General features: G+C 69.3%; 17 protein-coding genes. 12 read left to right on the top strand and 5 right to left on the bottom strand.

Going from position 1 to position 17552, the window contains the following annotated elements; all coding sequences use genetic code 11:
- The first annotated feature begins 1 nt into the window (after position 1).
- The 4 genes from MST3598_RS15640 to MST3598_RS15625 all read left to right on the top strand — a co-directional run bounded on the left by MST3598_RS15640 (position 2) and on the right by MST3598_RS15625 (position 5225).
- Positions 2-1528, top strand: coding sequence for an MmgE/PrpD family protein (locus MST3598_RS15640; protein ID WP_029259504.1), 1527 nt, complete (start codon positions 2-4; stop codon positions 1526-1528).
- Entirely contained in the window at positions 1528-2430 is a 903-nt protein-coding gene (prpB, locus tag MST3598_RS15635) for a methylisocitrate lyase (RefSeq protein ID WP_029259505.1), read from the top strand. The genes MST3598_RS15640 and prpB overlap by 1 nt, the downstream gene beginning before the upstream one ends.
- 2 nt (positions 2431-2432) lie before the next feature.
- A complete protein-coding gene (locus MST3598_RS15630; protein WP_029259506.1) occupies positions 2433-3566 on the top strand; it encodes a bifunctional 2-methylcitrate synthase/citrate synthase in 1134 nt (377 codons plus the stop codon).
- A 171-nt stretch (positions 3567-3737) separates the two neighbouring features.
- Positions 3738-5225: an MFS transporter gene (locus MST3598_RS15625; protein ID WP_036271644.1), complete on the top strand. Its 1488-nt coding sequence runs from the start codon at positions 3738-3740 to the stop codon at positions 5223-5225.
- A 40-nt stretch (positions 5226-5265) separates the two neighbouring features.
- Here MST3598_RS15625 and MST3598_RS15620 read toward each other — a convergent pair whose 3' ends face one another.
- A complete protein-coding gene (locus MST3598_RS15620; protein ID WP_021200330.1) occupies positions 5266-5931 on the bottom strand; it encodes a type 1 glutamine amidotransferase domain-containing protein in 666 nt (221 codons plus the stop codon).
- A gap of 95 nt (positions 5932-6026) precedes the next feature.
- Here MST3598_RS15620 and MST3598_RS15615 point away from each other — a divergent pair, with 95 nt between their 5' ends.
- Positions 6027-6920 (top strand): LysR family transcriptional regulator, encoded by an 894-nt coding sequence (locus MST3598_RS15615; RefSeq protein WP_029259508.1) that lies wholly within the window; start codon positions 6027-6029, stop codon positions 6918-6920.
- Positions 6921-6944: 24 nt separating this feature from the next.
- On the opposite strand, the gene MST3598_RS15610 is transcribed toward MST3598_RS15615, so the two are convergent.
- Positions 6945-7529, bottom strand: a complete 585-nt coding sequence (locus tag MST3598_RS15610) for an antibiotic biosynthesis monooxygenase (protein WP_029259509.1) — start codon at positions 7527-7529, stop codon at positions 6945-6947.
- A 417-nt stretch (positions 7530-7946) separates the two neighbouring features.
- Between MST3598_RS15610 and MST3598_RS15605 the strand changes: the two genes are divergently transcribed.
- From MST3598_RS15605 to MST3598_RS15590, 4 genes are read left to right on the top strand one after another with little or no spacing between them, the layout of a single operon-like run.
- Positions 7947-9449 carry a CoA-acylating methylmalonate-semialdehyde dehydrogenase gene (locus tag MST3598_RS15605; RefSeq protein WP_029259510.1) on the top strand — a complete coding sequence of 501 codons (1503 nt, stop codon included), beginning with the start codon at positions 7947-7949 and terminating at the stop codon, positions 9447-9449.
- A 28-nt stretch (positions 9450-9477) separates the two neighbouring features.
- Complete coding sequence (locus MST3598_RS15600; RefSeq protein WP_029259511.1) at positions 9478-10683, top strand: acyl-CoA dehydrogenase family protein; 1206 nt, start codon at positions 9478-9480, stop codon at positions 10681-10683.
- Complete coding sequence (gene mmsB / locus MST3598_RS15595) at positions 10680-11585, top strand: 3-hydroxyisobutyrate dehydrogenase (protein WP_029259512.1); 906 nt, start codon at positions 10680-10682, stop codon at positions 11583-11585. Before MST3598_RS15600 ends, mmsB begins: the two co-directional genes overlap by 4 nt.
- 28 nt (positions 11586-11613) lie before the next feature.
- The gene (locus MST3598_RS15590; RefSeq protein WP_029259513.1) at positions 11614-12390 is read left to right on the top strand and encodes an enoyl-CoA hydratase-related protein; all 777 of its coding nucleotides are present in this window, start codon (positions 11614-11616) and stop codon (positions 12388-12390) included.
- Positions 12391-12474: 84 nt separating this feature from the next.
- Here MST3598_RS15590 and MST3598_RS15585 read toward each other — a convergent pair whose 3' ends face one another.
- From MST3598_RS15585 to MST3598_RS15575, 3 genes are read right to left on the bottom strand one after another with little or no spacing between them, the layout of a single operon-like run.
- A complete protein-coding gene (locus MST3598_RS15585; protein WP_029259514.1) occupies positions 12475-12918 on the bottom strand; it encodes a YdeI/OmpD-associated family protein in 444 nt (147 codons plus the stop codon).
- A complete protein-coding gene (locus MST3598_RS15580) occupies positions 12915-13385 on the bottom strand; it encodes an SRPBCC family protein (RefSeq protein WP_029259515.1) in 471 nt (156 codons plus the stop codon). Before MST3598_RS15580 ends, MST3598_RS15585 begins: the two co-directional genes overlap by 4 nt.
- A 1-nt stretch (position 13386) precedes the next feature.
- The gene (locus tag MST3598_RS15575) at positions 13387-13923 is read right to left on the bottom strand and encodes a MarR family winged helix-turn-helix transcriptional regulator (RefSeq protein ID WP_021200339.1); all 537 of its coding nucleotides are present in this window, start codon (positions 13921-13923) and stop codon (positions 13387-13389) included.
- Positions 13924-14063: 140 nt separating this feature from the next.
- Between MST3598_RS15575 and MST3598_RS15570 the strand changes: the two genes are divergently transcribed.
- Genes MST3598_RS15570 through MST3598_RS15560 form a run of 3 tightly spaced genes read left to right on the top strand, consistent with a single transcriptional unit; the run spans position 14064 to position 17528 of the window.
- A complete protein-coding gene (locus tag MST3598_RS15570; protein ID WP_029259516.1) occupies positions 14064-14840 on the top strand; it encodes an electron transfer flavoprotein subunit beta/FixA family protein in 777 nt (258 codons plus the stop codon).
- Position 14841: 1 nt separating this feature from the next.
- The gene (locus tag MST3598_RS15565; protein ID WP_029259517.1) at positions 14842-15813 is read left to right on the top strand and encodes an electron transfer flavoprotein subunit alpha/FixB family protein; all 972 of its coding nucleotides are present in this window, start codon (positions 14842-14844) and stop codon (positions 15811-15813) included.
- A gap of 2 nt (positions 15814-15815) precedes the next feature.
- On the top strand, positions 15816-17528 hold the full coding sequence (locus MST3598_RS15560; RefSeq protein WP_029259518.1) for a cytochrome b/b6 domain-containing protein: 1713 nt from the start codon (positions 15816-15818) through the stop codon (positions 17526-17528).
- Positions 17529-17552: the final 24 nt, after the last annotated feature.

Raw genomic sequence — 17552 nt, 5'->3', positions numbered from 1 at the left:
AATGACTGTCACCCACCACGTCCGCGTGCACCGCAGCGACGAGAACCTCGCCAGGGAGGACCAGCTCGCCTGGAAGATCGCCCAGGTCGCCGCCGATCAGGTCGAGGTCGAGCAGGACGTCGTCGACATGATCATCAACCGCATCATCGACAACGCCTCGGTGGCGGCGGCCTCCCTCACCCGCGCCCCGATCAACGCGGCCCGCGCGCAGGCGTTCAGCCATCCTGTCTCCACCGGCGGCGTCGGAGCGAACCTCTTCGGTGCCGCCCTCGACCACCGCACCAGCCCCGAGTGGGCGGCCTGGGCCAACGGTGTGGCCGTGCGCGAGCTCGACTATCACGACACCTTCCTCGCGGCGGAGTACTCGCACCCCGGCGACAACATTCCGCCGATCCTCGCCGTCGCACAGCACACCGGCAAGGACGGCCGGGCGCTCGTGCGCGGCATCGCCACCGGCTACGAGATCCAGATGGACCTGGTGCGCGCGATCTGCCTGCACAAGCACAAGATCGATCACGTCGCCCACCTCGGCCCGTCTGCCGCGGCCGGCATCGGCACCCTCCTCGGTCTCGACGTCGAGACCATCTACCAGGCCGTCGGCCAGGCGCTGCACACCACGACCGCGACGCGTCAGAGCCGCAAGGGCGAGATCTCGACCTGGAAGGCGCACGCTCCGGCCTTCGCCGGCAAGATGGCCGTCGAAGCCGTCGACCGGGCGATGCGCGGACAGACCAGTCCCGCCCCGATCTATGAGGGCGAAGACGGTGTGATCGCCTGGATGCTCGACGGCAAGGACGCGGCGTACGACGTGCCGTTGCCCGCCGCCGGCGAGCCCAAGCGCGCGATCCTCGACTCGTACACGAAGGAGCACTCGGCCGAGTACCAGGCGCAGGCGCTCATCGACCTCGCCCGCAAGCTCGGCATCGAGAACCCGGCGCTGCGCGACCCCGCGAACATCGATCAGATCGTGATCCACACCAGCCACCACACCCACAACGTGATCGGCTCCGGCGCGAACGACCCGCAGAAGTACGACCCGACCGCTTCGCGCGAGACGCTCGACCACTCGGTGCCGTACATCTTCGCGGTGGCGCTGCAGGATGGCGGGTGGCACCACGTCGACTCCTACGCCCCCGAGCGCGCGGGCCGCGCCGACACCGTCGCGCTGTGGCACAAGATCACCACGGCCGAAGACGCCGAGTGGACCCGCCGCTACCACTCGGAGGACCCGGCAGAGAAGGCGTTCGGAGGTCGCGTCGAGATCCGCCTGACCGACGGCTCGACAGTGGTCGACGAGATCGCCGTGGCCGACGCGCACCCGCTGGGAGCCCGTCCGTTCGCCCGCGACAACTACATCGCGAAGTTCCGTCTGCTGGCAGAGCCCGTGCTCGAGCCGGCCGAGATCGAGCGGTTCCTCGCCCTCGTGCAGCGTCTGCCCGAGCTGACGGCTGCCGAGGTCGGTGAGCTGTCGATCGTCGCGAAGCTCGGCCTGCTCGAGGCCGCACCCACGCCGGCAGGACTGTTCTGATGCTGTACTCCACCGTCACCCCCGCCGAGAAGCGGCGGCTGTTCCGTGAGCGGCTCGCGAGCGGTGAACTGCTGCGCTTCCCCGGCGCGCTCAACCCCCTGAGCGCCCGCCTGATCGAGCAGAAGGGCTTCGACGGCGTCTACATCTCCGGCGCCGTGCTCTCCGCCGACCTGGGGCTGCCCGACATCGGCCTGACCACGCTGACCGAGGTCGCCGGACGCGCGAAGCAGATCGCCCGCATGACCGACCTCCCCGCGATCGTCGACGCCGACACCGGCTTCGGCGAGCCGATGAACGTCGCCCGCACGATCCAGGAGCTCGAAGACGCGGGCCTCGCCGGCACGCACATCGAGGACCAGATCAACCCGAAGCGCTGCGGCCACCTCGACGGCAAGGCCGTGGTCGACGAGAACACCGCGATCAAGCGCATCCGTGCCGCCGCCGACGCCCGTCGTGACGAGAACTTCCTCATCATGGCGCGCACCGACATCCGGGCGGTCGAGGGGCTGGACGCGGCGATCGACCGCGCGAAGGCCCTGGTGGATGCCGGTGCCGACGCGGTGTTCCCCGAGGCGATGCGCACGCTCGCCGAGTTCGAGGCCATGGCCGAGGCGCTCGACGTGCCGATCCTGGCGAACATGACCGAGTTCGGCAAGAGCGAGCTCTTCTCGGTCGACCAGCTGCGCGACGCGGGAGTGAACCTGGTCATCTGGCCGGTGTCGCTGCTGCGCATCTCGATGGGGGCTGCGGGCCGCGCACTGGATACTCTGAACGAGGAGGGGCACCTGACCTCGAAGCTCGGCGAGATGCAGCATCGCGCCGATCTCTACGATCTGATCGACTACGAGTCGTACAACCACTTCGACTCCGGCGTCTTCAACTTCACCATCACGAAGGAGTGACCATGACCGAGCCGGACATCAAGAAGGGCCTCGCGGGAGTCGTCGTCGACACGACCGCGATCTCGAAGGTCAACCCCGAGACGAACAGCCTGCTGTACCGCGGCTACCCGGTGCAGGAGCTGGCCGACACGCAGCCGTTCGAAGCCGTCGCGTACCTGTTGTGGAACGGTGAGCTGCCCACGCCCGAGGAGCTCGCGGCGTTCCGGTTGGAGGAGCGGAAGCACCGTGCGCTGGCCGACAACGTCAAGACCGCGATCGATCTGGTGCCGTTGGATGCGCACCCGATGGACGAAGTGCGCACCGCGGTCAGCCTGATCGGTGCCTCCGATCCCGGTGCCGGCGGCTCCGTGCTCGATGCAGGCGGCAGTCCGGAGCAGAACCTCGAGCGGAGCATCCGCCTGTTCGCCGCCCTCCCGGCGATCGTCGCCTACGGTCAGCGTCGCCGTCGTGGACAGGAGATCATCGCGCCGCGCGACGACCTCGACTACTCGGCGAACTTCCTCTGGATGACCTTCGGCGAAGAAGCGGACGACGTGGTGGTCGACGCGTTCAACCGCTCGATGATCCTGTACGCCGAGCACTCCTTCAACGCCTCGACGTTCACCGCGCGCGTGATCACCTCGACCCTGAGCGACATCTACTCGGCGGTGGTCGGTGCGATCGGCGCTCTCAAGGGCCCGCTGCATGGTGGCGCCAACGAAGCCGTGCTGCACATCTTCGATGACATCGGCACAGCCGACAACGTGGTGCCGTGGCTCGACAAGGCGCTCGCCGAAAAGCGCAAGATCATGGGCTTCGGGCACCGCGTCTACAAGAAGGGCGACTCTCGGGTGCCGACCATGAAGGCCGCGCTCGACACCCTCGTGGAGCACTACGACCGCCCCGAGGTCGCCGCTCTCTACGATGCGCTCGAGTCGGAGTTCGTCGCGCGCAAGGGCATCTACCCGAACCTCGACTACCCCTCAGGGCCCGCGTACAACCTGGTCGGCTTCGACACCCTGACCTTCACGCCGCTGTTCGTCGCGGCGCGGGTGACGGGGTGGACCGCGCACGTGATCGAGCAGGCCGGGGCGAACGCGTTGATCCGTCCGCTGTCCTTCTACGACGGCCCGGACGAGCGGCACGTCTCCGCCTGAGCTCCGCGTTCCCATCGCCTGAATGGCTCCATCTCCGCCCGGGATGGAGCCATTCGCGCGATTCGGGGCTGTAGCGTGCCGGCAGCCCGGGGTCAAGCGGATGCGCCGGGGAGCGCGACGGGAGTAAGACCGTATCCGGGACGAACGCGCGTCCCGGACGAAGGAGGGTCCATGTCCGCATCCGACACCACCGTCAAGGAGGTCCGCTCGCTCGTTCCCGCACGCATGGACCGGCTGCCCTGGTCTCGATTCCACTGGCTGATCGTCGTGGGACTCGGATTCTCGTGGATCCTCGACGGCCTCGAAGTGCAGATCGTCGCCGCCAACGGCTACGCCGCCACCCTCGGGATGGGACCGGCCGAGGTGGGACTCGCCGGTACGTGCTACCTGCTCGGGCAGGTGTTCGGAGCGCTCTTCTTCGGACGCCTCACCGATCGCCTCGGACGCAAGAAGCTGTTCCTCGTCTCGCTCGCGGTGTACCTCGTCGGATCCGCCGTCGCCGGACTCGCCTTCGCGCCCTGGTTCTTCTACATCTGGCGGTTCGTCGCGGGTGCAGGCATCGGCGGCGAGTATGCGGCGATCAACTCGGCGATCGACGAGATCATCCCGGCGAAGTACCGGGGCCGCGTCGACATCGCGATCAACGGCACCTATTGGGGCGGCGCGGCGCTCGGCGCCGTGGCGAACGTGTTCTTCCTGAACACCGACATCCTCCCTGAGGACATCGGCTGGCGACTCAGCTTCTTCCTCGGTCCGGTTCTCGGGATTCTGCTCATCTGGATGCGCCGACACATCCCGGAGAGCCCGAGATGGCAGATGACCCACGGGCGCGAGGAAGCGGCGGAGCGCAATGTCGACGAGATCGAGGAGCGCATCCGCAAGGAGGGGAAGACGATCCCGCCGGTCGACGAGAGCAAGGCGATCACGGTCAAGGAGTACGGCCGTGTCCCGTTCCTCGTCATCGCGAAGGTGCTGTTCCGCAAATACCCGCGGCGCACCCTGGTGGGCATCACGATGATGGTGACGCAGTCGTTCCTCTACAACGCGATCTTCTTCACGTACGCGCTGGTGCTCGAGAACTTCTACGACACCCCGCCGGCGTCGGCATCGCAGTACTTCATCGTGTTCGCGGTCGGAAACCTCGCAGGCGCGCTCATCCTCGGGCACTTCTTCGACACCTGGGGTCGGCGGCGGATGCTGTTCGGCACGTACATGCTCGCCGGCCTCATCCTTCTCGTGAGCGCCTTCCTGTTCAACGCCGGAGTGCTCAACGCCGCGACGCACACGGCATTCTGGTGCGCCTCGTTCTTCTTCGCCTCGGCCGGCGCCTCCGCGGCCTACCTGACGGTCAGCGAGATCTTCCCGCTGGAGCTCCGGAGCCAGGTCATCTCGTACATCTTCTCGATCGGGCAGCTGGTCGGAGCGATCGCGCCGGTGCTCTACGGCGCCCTGATCGGTCAGAGCGCCGAGAGCGGGGACCGGGGTCCGCTGTTCTGGGGCTACGTGCTCGGCGCGGCGATCATGATGTTCGGAGGTATCGTCTGCGGGGTCTTCGGGGTCAGCGCCGCGGGGAAGTCGCTGGAAGACATCGCGGATCCGCTCTCGCTGGTGGAGTCCGGAGGGAAGGCGAAGGCGAGCGGCAGGGAATCGGGGGCCTGAGCAGAACCGGCGCCGCGATGATCGCGGCGCCGGCGACGGCTCAGGAGAGCGCCGCGATGAGCGCGCGGGCGGCGGATGCCGATGACTGCGGGTTCTGACCGGTGATGAGCAGGCCGTCGATCACGGTGTTGTCGCTCCACGGGGCGGCGATGTCGAGCTCGGCGCCCCGGGCCCGCAGTTCGCTCTCGAGCAGGAAGGGTGCGCGGTCGGCGAGGCCGCCGATGCGCTCCTCCTCATCGGTGAACCCGGTGATGCGGCGTCCGGCCACGACCGATTCTCCGGCTGCGGTGCGGGCAGGAAGCAGGGCGGCCAGTCCGTGGCAGACGGCCGCGAGCGGGCGGCCGGCGGCGAGCGTCGCCGTGATCAGCGCGGCCGAGTCCTCGTCGACCGCGAGGTCCTGCATCGGACCGTGCCCGCCGGGGTAGTAGACGGCGTCGTAGTCCGCGGGGTCGACGTCGGCCAGGATCAGCGGGGCGGCGAGCTGATGGATCGCGGCGATCGCTTCGGCGTCGCCCTCGGAGAGGCTGGACGCATCGGCGACGGGGGCGACGCCGCCCGGGGTCGCGAACGACACCGAGTGACCCGCGTCGCGCAGCGCGCGATAGGGAGTGAGCAGCTCCTCGGCCCAGTAACCGGTCGGGTGCGCGGTGCCGTCGGTGAGGGTCCAGGTGCGGGCGGCGGTGACGACGAAGAGAACAGAGGACATGCGTGCTCCAGAGGGGTCGGACGGCAGACGCCGTGCAGGATGGGATATCGAGGACAACGGACAGCTCTCGCATCCGATTCCGATAGATTTCCGATATGAGTGATCGGAATGGCGATGGGTTGCGTGACCTCGCACTGTGGCGCACCTTCCTCGCCGCGCACCGCTCCGGGTCCGTGTCGGCGGCGGCGCGCACGCTGGGAGTCGCCCAGTCCTCGGTGACGACGCAGCTGCAGGCTCTGGAGCGGAGCATCGGGGAGCCTCTCTTCGTCCGTCACGCGCGGGGGATCCTCCCGACCCCTCGCGCCGATGACCTGGCTGCGCGCCTGTCCGGTCCGCTCGACGCGCTCGCCCTCGCCCTCGGAAGCCCGTCGCCGACCGAGGCGCCCCCGATGCGAATCGGCGGCGCAGCGGAGTTCGTCGAGCGGGTGCTGATGCCCGCGCTGGCGTCGATGATCGCGGAGGGGCAACGGATCACGGTCGCCGCGGGGCTCGCGGAAGACCTGCTCGATCAGCTCCGTGCCGGAAGCCTCGACCTCGTGATCTCCGCCGTCCGACCGAAGGGCCGCGCCCTTCCTTCTGCGGCCCTCGTCGATGAGGACTTCGTGCTCGTCGCGGCCCCTTCCCTCGGTCTCGCTCCTTCGTCCGCGCTCGCACCGGGCGACCTCGACACCGTCCCCCTTCTCGCCTACGCCCACGACGTACCGATCCTGCGGCGGTACTGGCGGCATGCGTTCGGCATTCGACTCGAGCGCGAGCCCGCGCTGATCGTGTCCGACCTCCGGGCGCTCGCCGCCGCAGCCGTCGCCGGAGCGGGAATCACGGTGCTGCCGACCTATCTGATCGCCGAGGAGCTCGCCGACGGTCGGCTGGTCGTGCTGCGCGAGACCGACGATCCGCCGATCAACACCCTCTACCTGGTGCGCCGGCCAGGTCCGCTCACGGCTGCGGTGGCCGAGATCGATCGGGCGCTGCGGGCAGCCGTCGCGTGACGGATGCGGAAGAGGTGCGGCGCCTCAGCGGGTGAGCCAGCTCCGCAGCGAACGGGTCACGAACGGCAGCACCCAGTAGGCCATGATCGGCGTGAGCACGAGAGTGGTGACGAGCACGCGCAGCCAGATCGGCAGCTCGTTCCAGCCCGGCACAGGGCTCATCGCGTAGGTGAAGGCCAGGTTCACGGGGAAGAAACCGAGCCAGATCGAGGTGGCCTGCTTCCAGCGCGGCGGAGCGGGCGCGACCGTGACGGTCTCGGTGCTGCCGTCGGACGCGGGGAGCGTGATCGTCCCGGTCGTCGGCTCGTCGAACCACCCCTCGATTCCGGTGCGACGCTTGGAGCGCTCGCTGCGCACGAAGCCCTCGCCCATCGACAACCACCATGCCCGCTCGGCCGACTGCTCCCAGGCGGTGAGCGAATCCTCGCTCGCGAAGCGGTAGAGCATGTGCCAGACCTGCGAGTCCTCGCCGGTGCGCACCCAGCCCGAGCCGAGGAAGCCCGGATACTTCGTCGCGAGGTTCACCCCCGTCTGCACCCAGGCGGTCGCCTCGACGATGCGCTCGGGGTCGACTTCGCGGCGGATGGACACGGTGAGGGGTTCGGACATGGTGCGGTCCTCGGGGGAACGGGCGTCCGGGGTGAGAACGCCGAAGCGGATGCGCCAGGGGTGGCAGCGCACCGTCGATTCTAATTCGGATGCGGCGTGGCCCAGGCCGTCGCCGCCTGAACGAGGAGGACCCCCGCCGACCCGATTCGGCGGGGGTCTCGCGGCGTGGGAGCCGCGACGGGAGCGAGAGCGCTCACCGTGCGCGCGGTAGACGTGACACCCGATCCGGTCTGAGTCTCTGTCCGCGCACCTGCAGTTGTACCCGGGCGAGATGACGCGGTGGTGAACGAGACGCGAACAACCTCGATCACGAGTCGAGCGGCGGGCGCGGGGCGATACAAGGATATCCTAGTAAATATCCGGTACTCCGAGTAAACTCCCCAATGTGCCAACGACGGCACGGAGGGATGTCACACAATGACTCGTACTATCCCGCACTTCGTGGGCGGATCGCTTCTCACTCCCGACTCGGGTCGCTTCGCCGACGTGTTCGATCCGAGCACCGGAGCGGTGCAGGCCCGTGTGCCCCTGGCCTCGGCCGACGAGGTGCGTCGCGTTATCGCGAACGCCGAAGAGGCGCAGGTCGCATGGGCGGCGACCAATCCGCAGAAGCGCGCTCGTGTGCTGTTGCGGTTCCTCGACCTGGTGCAGCAGGAGATGACGTCGCTGGCCGAGCTGCTCGCGAGCGAGCACGGCAAGACGGTCGACGACGCGAAGGGCGACATCCAGCGGGGTCTCGAGGTCATCGAATTCTCCGCCGGCGCTCCGCACCTGCTCAAGGGCGAGTACTCCACCGGCGCCGGAACCGGCATCGACGTCTATTCGATGCGCCAGCCGCTCGGGGTCGTCGCCGCGATCACCCCCTTCAACTTCCCCGCGATGATCCCGCTGTGGAAGGCGGGGCCCGCTCTCGCCGCCGGCAATGCGGTGGTGCTCAAGCCCAGCGAGCGCGATCCCTCGGTGCCGGTGCGCATCGCCGAGCTGTTCCTCGAGGCGGGCCTCCCTGCCGGCGTCCTCAACGTGGTCCACGGCGACAAGGAGGCCGTCGACACCCTGCTCACGGACGACCGCATCCGCGCGGTCGGCTTCGTCGGTTCGACCCCGATCGCCGAGTACATCTACGCGACGGCCGCGGCCCACGGCAAGCGGGCGCAGTGCTTCGGCGGAGCGAAGAACCACATGATCGTGATGCCCGATGCCGACCTCGACCAGGCCGTCGACGCACTGATCGGCTCCGGCTACGGCTCGGCGGGTGAGCGCTGCATGGCCATCTCGGTCGCGGTGCCGGTGGGGCAGGAGACGGCGGACGCCCTCGCGGCCAAGCTCACCGAACGTGTCGCCCAGCTCCGGGTCGGCCCCTCTCTCGCACCCGACGTCGACTACGGGCCCCTGGTCACGCGAGCCGCCGTCGAACGGGTCGAAGGCTACATCCAGCAGGGGGTCGACGAGGGGGCGACGCTCCTCGCCGACGGCCGGGGCTTCACGGTCGACGGGCACGAGGAGGGCTTCTACCTCGGCCCGACCCTGTTCGACCACGTCACCACCGACATGGCGATCTACCGCGAGGAGATCTTCGGCCCTGTCCTGGTGATCGCCCGCGCCGCCGACTACGAGGAGGCGCTGCGGATGGCCTCGGAGCACGAGTACGGCAACGGCGTCGCGATCTTCACGCGCGACGGTGACGCCGCCCGCGACTTCGCGGCCCGTGTCGAGGTCGGGATGGTCGGCGTGAACGTGCCGATCCCGGTCCCGATCGCGTACTACACGTTCGGCGGCTGGAAGCGCAGCGGATTCGGCGACCTCAACCAGCACGGAACCGACGCCTTCCGGTTCTACACGAAGACCAAGACGGTGACGAGTCGGTGGCCCGCGGCAGGCATCCGCGATGGAGCCAGCTTCGTCATCCCGACCATGCACTAGCCCCGGACACCTCCCACAAGGAATCACGATGACCATGACCACCGTCACCACCACCGCCGAGGAGCGCGAGGCGATCATCGGCGCCGTCCGCGAGTTCGCCGAGACCGAGCTCGCCCCCTACGCCGCCGAACGCGATGAGAAGCACCTGTTCCCGAGGGAGTCGCTGAACCGTGCCGGCGAGCTCGGCCTCGGCGGCATCTACGTCGACGAGGAGTTCGGTGGCAGCGGCCTCAGCCGCCTCGACACCGTGGCGATCTTCGAGGAGCTCGCGAAGGGCGACCCCGCCGTCGCCGCCTACATCTCCATCCACAACATGGTGGTCTGGATGATCGACACCTACGGCGACGACACACAGCGCGGCGAATGGCTGCCGAAGCTCACCGCCATGTCCGAGTTCGGCGGCTACTGCCTCACCGAGCCGGGCGCGGGGTCGGATGCCGCGAACATCGCGACCAGCGCGGTGCGCGACGGCGACCATTTCGTGCTCACCGGGGTGAAGCAGTTCATCTCCGGAGCCGGGGAGGCCGCCGTCTACGTCGTGATGGCGCGCACGGGGGAGCCGGGAGCACGCGGCATCAGCGCGTTCCTCGTCCCGGGCGATTCCGAAGCGCTGAGCTTCGGCGCACCGGAGAAGAAGATGGGCTGGCACGCTCAGCCCACCCGTCAGGTGATCCTCGACGGTGTCCGGGTTCCGGCGTCCGCCATGCTCGGTGATGAGGGCCGCGGCTTCGCGATCGCGATGTCGGCGCTCAACGGCGGACGGCTCAACATCGCCGCCTGCTCGCTGGGCGGCGCGCAGTGGGCGCTCGACAAGGCCGTGCAGTACGTGCACGAGCGGATGGCGTTCGGAGAGCCGCTGGCCGAGAAGCAGTCGATCCTGTTCGCGATCGCCGACATGCGCACCGACCTGCACGCCGCACGCCTCATGGTGCGTGACGGCGCGCAGGCGGTCGACGAGCACGCTCCCGATGCGACGATGCGCTGCGCCATGGCCAAGCGCTTCGCGACCGATGCCGGGTTCGACGTCGCCAACCGCGCCCTCCAGCTGCACGGCGGCTACGGCTACCTGCAGGACTACGGGATCGAGAAGGTGGTCCGCGATCTGCGCGTGCACCAGATCCTGGAAGGGACGAACGAGATCATGCGACTGATCGTCGGACGCGAGATGCTGCGACCTGCGGGTTCCGCGTCGGTCCAGCGCAGCGGCGGGGATCAGACGCGGAGCGCATCATGAACGCCTCCTCGTCGAAGGCGGTCGTCGCGTTCCTCGGCCTGGGCCACATGGGACTGCCGATGGCGAAGAACCTCGTCGAAGCCGGTCACGAGGTGCACGGCTTCGACCTCGTCCCCGCCGCCGTCGAGGCGGCGCGGGTGGCCGGCATCCGCGTGGCCCCGAGCGGCGCGGACGCGGTGTCCGAGGCCGACGTCGTCATCACGATGTTCCCCGCCGGAAAGCACGTCATCGAGGCCTATCGCACAGAACTGCTGGCGGCGGCCCGACCCGGCACCCTCTTCATCGAATCCTCCACGATCGCCGTCGACGAGGCGCGCGCTGCACACGCTCTCGCGCTCGCCGCCGGTCACCGCAACGTCGATGCTCCGGTGTCGGGCGGAGTGGTCGGTGCGGAGAACGGCACGCTCGCGTTCATGGTCGGCGGCTCGGACGAGGACTTCGCCGCGGCGTTGCCGCTGCTCGAGATCATGGGAAAGCGCATCGTGCACTGCGGCGGTCCCGGACTCGGACAGGCGGCCAAGGTCTGCAACAACATGGTGCTCGCGGTCTCGCAGATCGCGGTCGCCGAAGCGTTCGTGCTGGGGGAGCGGCTCGGACTCGAGCATCAGGCGCTCTTCGACGTCGTCTCGCAGGCCTCGGGCCAGTGCTGGTCGATCACCACGAACTGCCCCGTGCCGGGTCCGGTGCCCACGAGCCCGGCCAATCGCGACTACCAGCCGGGCTTCGCCGGCGCGCTGATGGCCAAGGATCTCGGGCTCGCGTTGCAGGCGATCGAGCAGACCTCGACCGATGCGCGCATGGGCCGGCTCGCCCAGGAGATCTACGCCGTCTTCGCGGCCGGCGACGGCGCGACGCGAGACTTCTCCGGCATCATCACCGACATCCGCGACGACCGCGTGTGATGATCGGTACTTCGACGGAGAGGGCGACATGACCGAGTACGAGACGATCCTGGTCGAGCAGCGCGGACGGGTGGGGTGGATCACCCTGAACCGCCCGGAAGCGCTGAACGCGTTGAACAGTCGGCTCGCGGAGGAGGTCACCGCAGCGGCGCTCGCCTTCGATGCGGACGAGGGCGTCGGTGCGATCGTCGTCACCGGCTCCGAGAAGGCCTTCGCCGCCGGTGCAGACATCAAGGAGATGGAGGGCATGTCCGCGGCGCAGATGCTGGAGACCGATCACTTCGGTGTCTGGCACGGCTTCGCGGCCGTGCGCACACCCGTGATCGCCGCGGTCTCCGGCTTCGCGCTGGGCGGTGGATGCGAGCTGGCGATGATGTGCGACATCATCATCGCGGCCGACAACGCCAAGTTCGGGCAGCCCGAGATCAACCTCGGAGTGATCCCCGGGATGGGCGGTACGCAGCGCCTGATCCGTGCGGTCGGATACTACAAGGCGGCCGAGTTGGTGCTGTCCGGGCGCTTCATGGGCGCAGAGGAGGCGGAGCGTTCCGGGCTCGTGTCGCGCGTGGTGCCGGCATCCGATCTCCTCGCCGAGGCGACGAAGCTCGCCGACACGATCGCTTCCAAGTCGTTGCCGTCGGTGTACGCCGCGAAGGCCGCGCTCGATACCGCGATGGAGACGACCCTCGCCGAGGGGCTGGCTCACGAGAAGCAGGCGTTCGCCGCGCTGTTCGACACCGCGGACCAGAAGGAGGGCATGTCGGCCTTCCGGGAGAAGCGGGCACCCGACTTCCAGAACCGCTGAGCGTGTGACGAGACGAGTGCCTGATGAGACGAGTGCCTGACGAGACGAGTGCCTGACGAGATGTCTGCCGGAATCGGGGAGCAGTCAGCCGCGGAGCGCGTCGACGATCTTCGTGATGCGACGTTCGCGAGTCGCCTCCTGCTTCGCTTCGGCCACGCTCCTCGCGTGCTCTTTGCGTGCGGTGTACGACAGGGCGTCGAAGGCGGTGCGCAGCGCGGGGTCGGCGTCCAGGGCCGCGGCGAGCTGGGCCGGAACGTCGACCGTGCGCTCGGCGGAGTCCACCCGGATCACGGCGTCGATCTCCTGGTCGATCTCGAGTCCGAGGTCGGCGCGCACGGCCTTGCTGAAACCGATCATGTTCTCGCTGCCCATCCGCGCCAGACGCAGGCGGGCGGTGCGTCCGCCGATCGTGACGGCGACCGGGAACGCCTTGCCGGCGCCGAGAGAGGCCACCTGCTCGTCGCTGAGGAGGATCGCCGCAGCGGGGCCGCGGCCGGTGAGGACGGTGTGCAGGCGCAGTTCGCTCATGCCGAAAGGGTACGCCCGGGCTCCTCGAATTCCGCGGCGAGAATCGCGTTGCGCTCCATGATGAGGCGGCGCATGTACCCGCCGAGGAACATCGCGTCGACGATTCGGCCGAGCGGGCCGAACGGCGAGCGGAAGGTCACGGTGTCGTGCATGAGCGTGCCGGCCGGATGCTCCTCGAAACGGTGCTCGTGCAGGAATGCCGCGAACGGACCGGAGATCTGCCGATCCGAGAACGCGTGGGGAGGATCGATGTCGAAGACGATCGAGCGCAGGCGGAAGGGGATGCCGAAGTGGCGTGCCCGCCAGGTCGCGGTGGTCCCCTCGGTGAACACGCCGCCTGCCGGCGCCTCGACCATGGTCTCGCCGAACCGGGCCATGCTCTTCACGTGCAGTGCCGGGTCGAGCGATGCGGCGAACACCTCGGCAGGAGGCGCGCTGATGATCGTCTCGAGCGCGAACCGGGGCATGTCAGAGGGCTTCGGGCTGCGGGCGCGGATCGGCGAAGTCGCCGGCGTCCTTGCGCAGCCGGGCGACGATCGCGACGAGCTCGGCGGCGTCGTCGCGGCTCAGACCGGGCTCGGCGAACACGTCGGCGTTGAGAGCCTGTGTGGCGCGCTCGACCAGTTCCCGGCCGGACTCCGTCAGCACGAGCAGCGCAGCGCGTCCGTCATGGGGGTGCGGTTCACGCGCGACCAGACCGTCGCGCACCAGGCGCTCCGCCGTGCTCGTCACGGTGGTCGGGTGCACCTGGAGGCGGGCGACCACGCTCGACAGGGGCAGGCTGCCGGCGCGGCTGAAAGCCAGCAGACGCAGCACCTCGTAGCGGGCGAAGCTCAGAGCGAAGGGCTTCAGGGCCGCGTCGACACGGGCGAGCAGCAGCTGCTGGGCCCGCATGACCGAAGTGACCAGGGCCATGCCGTCCGCGGCATCCGTCCAACCGTGCGCGAGCCACTGCCGCTTCGCCTCGGCGAGCGGATCGATGGGGAGCGGACGGGGTCGGGCCATTTCTCTACGGTAGTGGCGCGAGCGCGGGGGGCGGCGACGGCGCGCGACGCATCCGCTGTGGACATCCATGAGTCTCAGTCGCAGGTGAGCTGGAACTCAGTATCGCGGTCTAGAATTGCAGCAGTCGTGAGGAGCAATCGATGAAGATCTTCGTCCTGGTCAAAGAGGTGCCGGACACCTATGGCGATCGCAAGCTGAATCTCGAGACCGGCCTCGCCGATCGTGCGGCGGGTGACGTGGTCCTCGACGAGATCACGGAGCGGGCGCTCGAAGTGGCGCTCAGCTACGCCGACAAGAACGACGGCACCGAGGTGGTGGCGGTCTCGATGGCTCCGGAGGGCTCGACCGCGTCCGTGCGCCGGGCGCTCGCGATCGGTGCGGGCTCGGCCGTGCACATCGCCGACGAGCAGCTCGCCGGCGCCGACCTCGGTCTCACCGCCGAGGTCCTCGCCGCCGCGATCCGCCGCGGCGCCCCCGACCTCGTGATCACGGGCAACCTGTCGACCGACGGTTCCGGCGGCGTCATTCCCGCGATGTTGGCCGAACACCTCGGATTCGCGCAGGCCACCGCGCTCACGTCGGTCGAGATCACCGCCGACGGCGTCTCGGGCGTCCGTGGCTCGGATGCCGGCAGCCAGCCGGTCTCGGCGCCGCTGCCCGCCGTGATCTCGATCACCGAGGCGCTTCCCGACGCGCGGTTCCCCAACTTCAAGGGCATCATGGCGGCCAAGAAGAAGCCGCTCGAGGTGCTCGCGCTCGCCGACCTCGACGTTTCGGCGGATCCGTCCGTCGCTCCGCGCACCATCATGACCACTGTGTCGGAGAAGCCCCCGCGGGCGGCCGGCGTGAAGATCACCGATGAGGGTGACGCGGCCGACAAGCTCGTCGACTACCTCGTGCAGAACAGGCTGGTGTGAGATGACATCCTCCGAGAACCCGATCCTCGTCCTCGTCGACGTCGACCCCTCCGGCTACGTCGCGAGCAGCACGGCGGCGCTCATCGGCGCGGCTTCGACGATCGGCACGCCGGTCGCGCTGATCGTGGGCGGCAGTCCGGCCGCGGTGGATCAGGCCGCCGCGGCGGGTGCATCGGTGGTGCTGACCGCCGACGGTGAGCCGACGGCATTGACCGTGCCGATCGTGGACGCCCTGCAGGCGGCCGCCGCCCAGGTGCGCCCCGACGCCGTGCTGATCTCGAACTCGATCTCCGGACGCGACGTGGCCGGACGATTCGCGGTGCGCACGAAGAGCGCACTGTCGGTCGACGCGGTCGGAGTGTCGCGCGATGACGAGGGTGTCGTCGCCCACCACTCGGTCTACGGCGGGGCCTACCTCGTCGATTCGGCACCCACGTTCGGCACTCCGGTGATCACGGTGCGCCAGGGCGCGGTGGACGCGCGCGCCGAGGCCGTGCCGTCGCACTCGGTCGAGGTGCTCGACGTCACCCCGTCCGGTGCGGTCGCGGCGACGGCCGGTCCGGTCGAGGCGGTCGAGGTCGCCTCGTCCCGTCCCGACCTGCGCGGAGCCACGCGTGTGGTCTCCGGCGGTCGAGGTCTCGCCTCGAAGGAGAAGTTCGTGCTCGTCGAAGAGCTCGCCGATGCGCTCGGTGCCGCGGTGGGTGCCTCCAGGGCCGCCGTCGACGCGGGGTACATCCCGCAGTCGCATCAGGTCGGCCAGACCGGTGTCTCGGTGTCGCCGCAGCTGTATGTCGCCCTCGGCATATCCGGCGCCATCCAGCATCGTGCCGGCATGCAGACGTCGAAGAACATCGTCGCGATCAACAAGGACCCCGAGGCGCCGATCTTCGACGTGGCGGACTTCGGGATCGTCGGCGACGTGTTCGCGGTGGTGCCGCAGGTGATCGCCGCCCTCGAGGCGCGGAAGAAGTAGCCATGGCGACGCGGATGCTGCGACGCGGTCTGCCGCGTGTACCGGGCGGGGAGCCCTGGCCCCCCGCCGATGCGGCGGCTGTGGAGGAGCCGGCGGTTGCCGTGGCAACCGAGGCTCCGACGTCGACAGAGGCTGAGCCTGCGGCGACGCCGGATGCCGTCCCCGCCGACCGCGAGTCCGTCATAGCGGTGGATCAGGCAGCCGTGGCCACCGCAGCACCGACCGGGAGCCCCGCTCCCGCGGCGACCGCCGGAGCAGCGCGAATCCGTCGCGGCCTGCCACGCGTGCCGGGCGGAGAGCCCTGGCCGCCATCGGTCGCCGTCGCTCCCGCCGCCGCCGTGGCGACCCCCGCTCCGCAGACGACGCAGCCGGTATCGGCTGTCGGGACAGCAGTTCCCGCATCTTCGGCGACCGGGAGCGCACCGGCGACGGCTCGTGCCTCGACCGCTGCCACGACCGCACCCCCGACCGCACCCTCGCCCGCCGTCAGCGTCAGCGCACCCGAAGCGCCGATCGCTGCCGCAGGCGGTGTCCGTCGTGGCCTGCCCCGAGTAGTCGGCGGCGAGCCGTGGCCCGCCGCAGACACCGTCCCGCGCACACACGCTGTCGCGGCATCCGTCGAGCCCGTGGCTCCGGCGCCGATCGCTCCTGAGAGCACCGGACCGGAGAGCACCGGACCGGAGAGCACCCCGGTCGTCGCGGCGCCCGTGAACGCACCCGCCATCGCCGACGTCGCGACCCCGCTGCCGTGGACGCGCACGGTCTGGAACGGGCGCGCGCCACGTCGCATCGCCGAGGTACCCGCCGCTGCGACCGGTCGACGCCGTCCGACGTGGCCCCAGGCCGTCGCCGTGCTGTTCGGCGCCGCCGCGCTCGGAGTCCTCGCGGGCGCCGCCATCGCGTTCGTGCGCGCACTCCTGAGCTTCCCGTTCATGCAGGACTTCCTCGCAGCCTTCCCGGGCGAGTACGAGCCGGGGATCGCGGTCGAACCCGGATTCTCGCCCTGGGTCGGCTGGCAGCACTTCTTCAACATGTTCCTGATGGTGCTGATCATCCGTTCCGGGCTCCAGGTGCGTACCGAGAAGCGGCCGACCGTCTTCTGGACGCCCCGCGGCAACGCCAAGGGCAAGATCAGCCTGAACCTCTGGTTCCACCAGTCGCTCGACATCCTGTGGCTCGTGAACGGCGTGATCTTCGTGGTGCTGCTGTTCGTGACCGGTCACTGGGTGCGCATCGTGCCGACGAGCTGGGAGGTCTTCCCGAACGCGCTGTCGGCGGCCCTCCAGTACGTCTCGTTCGACTGGCCGCACGAGAACGGCTGGAACAACTACAACAGCCTGCAGCAGCTCGCCTACTTCGCGACCGTGTTCATCGCCGCGCCGCTGGCGGCGATCACCGGATTCCGCATGTCGGGGCTCTGGCCGAAGAAGGCCGAGAAGCTGTCGAAGGCCTACCCGGTCGAGTGGGCGCGCGCGCTGCACTTCCCGATCATGCTCTACTTCGTGGCGTTCATCATCGCCCACGTCGCCCTCGTGATGCTCACCGGCTTCCTGCGCAACCTGAACCACATGTTCGCTTCGCAGGACGCGGTCACCTGGACCGGATTCTGGGTGTTCATCCTCTCGCTCGTGGTGATCGCGATCGGCTGGGTGGCCGCCCGGCCCCTCGTGCTCGCGCCCATCGCGAAGGCGTTCGGCAAGGTCTCGGGCCGCTGACGTCACCGCGTCTCCCGCGACGGA

Source organism: Microbacterium sp. TPU 3598, from assembly GCF_002356155.1.
Lineage (GTDB): Bacteria > Actinomycetota > Actinomycetes > Actinomycetales > Microbacteriaceae > Microbacterium > Microbacterium maritypicum_A.
This window is presented reverse-complemented; position numbering and strand designations above follow the sequence as displayed.

What these genes read in the sequence shown, in the direction of transcription:
- MST3598_RS15630 (WP_029259506.1), top strand. Translation starts at nt 2,433, where the DNA reads ATGACCGAGCCGGACATCAAGAAGGGCCTCGCGGGAGTCGTCGTCGAC.
- MST3598_RS15565 (WP_029259517.1), top strand. Translation starts at nt 14,842, where the DNA reads ATGACATCCTCCGAGAACCCGATCCTCGTCCTCGTCGACGTCGACCCC.
- MST3598_RS15560 (WP_029259518.1), top strand. Translation starts at nt 15,816, where the DNA reads ATGGCGACGCGGATGCTGCGACGCGGTCTGCCGCGTGTACCGGGCGGG.
- MST3598_RS15625 (WP_036271644.1), top strand. Translation starts at nt 3,738, where the DNA reads ATGTCCGCATCCGACACCACCGTCAAGGAGGTCCGCTCGCTCGTTCCC.
- MST3598_RS15615 (WP_029259508.1), top strand. Translation starts at nt 6,027, where the DNA reads ATGAGTGATCGGAATGGCGATGGGTTGCGTGACCTCGCACTGTGGCGC.
- MST3598_RS15605 (WP_029259510.1), top strand. Translation starts at nt 7,947, where the DNA reads ATGACTCGTACTATCCCGCACTTCGTGGGCGGATCGCTTCTCACTCCC.
- MST3598_RS15620 (WP_021200330.1), bottom strand. Translation starts at nt 5,931, where the DNA reads ATGTCCTCTGTTCTCTTCGTCGTCACCGCCGCCCGCACCTGGACCCTC.
- MST3598_RS15610 (WP_029259509.1), bottom strand. Translation starts at nt 7,529, where the DNA reads ATGTCCGAACCCCTCACCGTGTCCATCCGCCGCGAAGTCGACCCCGAG.
- MST3598_RS15585 (WP_029259514.1), bottom strand. Translation starts at nt 12,918, where the DNA reads ATGAGCGAACTGCGCCTGCACACCGTCCTCACCGGCCGCGGCCCCGCT.
- prpB (WP_029259505.1), top strand. Translation starts at nt 1,528, where the DNA reads ATGCTGTACTCCACCGTCACCCCCGCCGAGAAGCGGCGGCTGTTCCGT.
- MST3598_RS15580 (WP_029259515.1), bottom strand. Translation starts at nt 13,385, where the DNA reads ATGCCCCGGTTCGCGCTCGAGACGATCATCAGCGCGCCTCCTGCCGAG.
- MST3598_RS15570 (WP_029259516.1), top strand. Translation starts at nt 14,064, where the DNA reads ATGAAGATCTTCGTCCTGGTCAAAGAGGTGCCGGACACCTATGGCGAT.
- mmsB (WP_029259512.1), top strand. Translation starts at nt 10,680, where the DNA reads ATGAACGCCTCCTCGTCGAAGGCGGTCGTCGCGTTCCTCGGCCTGGGC.
- MST3598_RS15590 (WP_029259513.1), top strand. Translation starts at nt 11,614, where the DNA reads ATGACCGAGTACGAGACGATCCTGGTCGAGCAGCGCGGACGGGTGGGG.
- MST3598_RS15575 (WP_021200339.1), bottom strand. Translation starts at nt 13,923, where the DNA reads ATGGCCCGACCCCGTCCGCTCCCCATCGATCCGCTCGCCGAGGCGAAG.
- MST3598_RS15640 (WP_029259504.1), top strand. Translation starts at nt 2, where the DNA reads ATGACTGTCACCCACCACGTCCGCGTGCACCGCAGCGACGAGAACCTC.
- MST3598_RS15600 (WP_029259511.1), top strand. Translation starts at nt 9,478, where the DNA reads ATGACCATGACCACCGTCACCACCACCGCCGAGGAGCGCGAGGCGATC.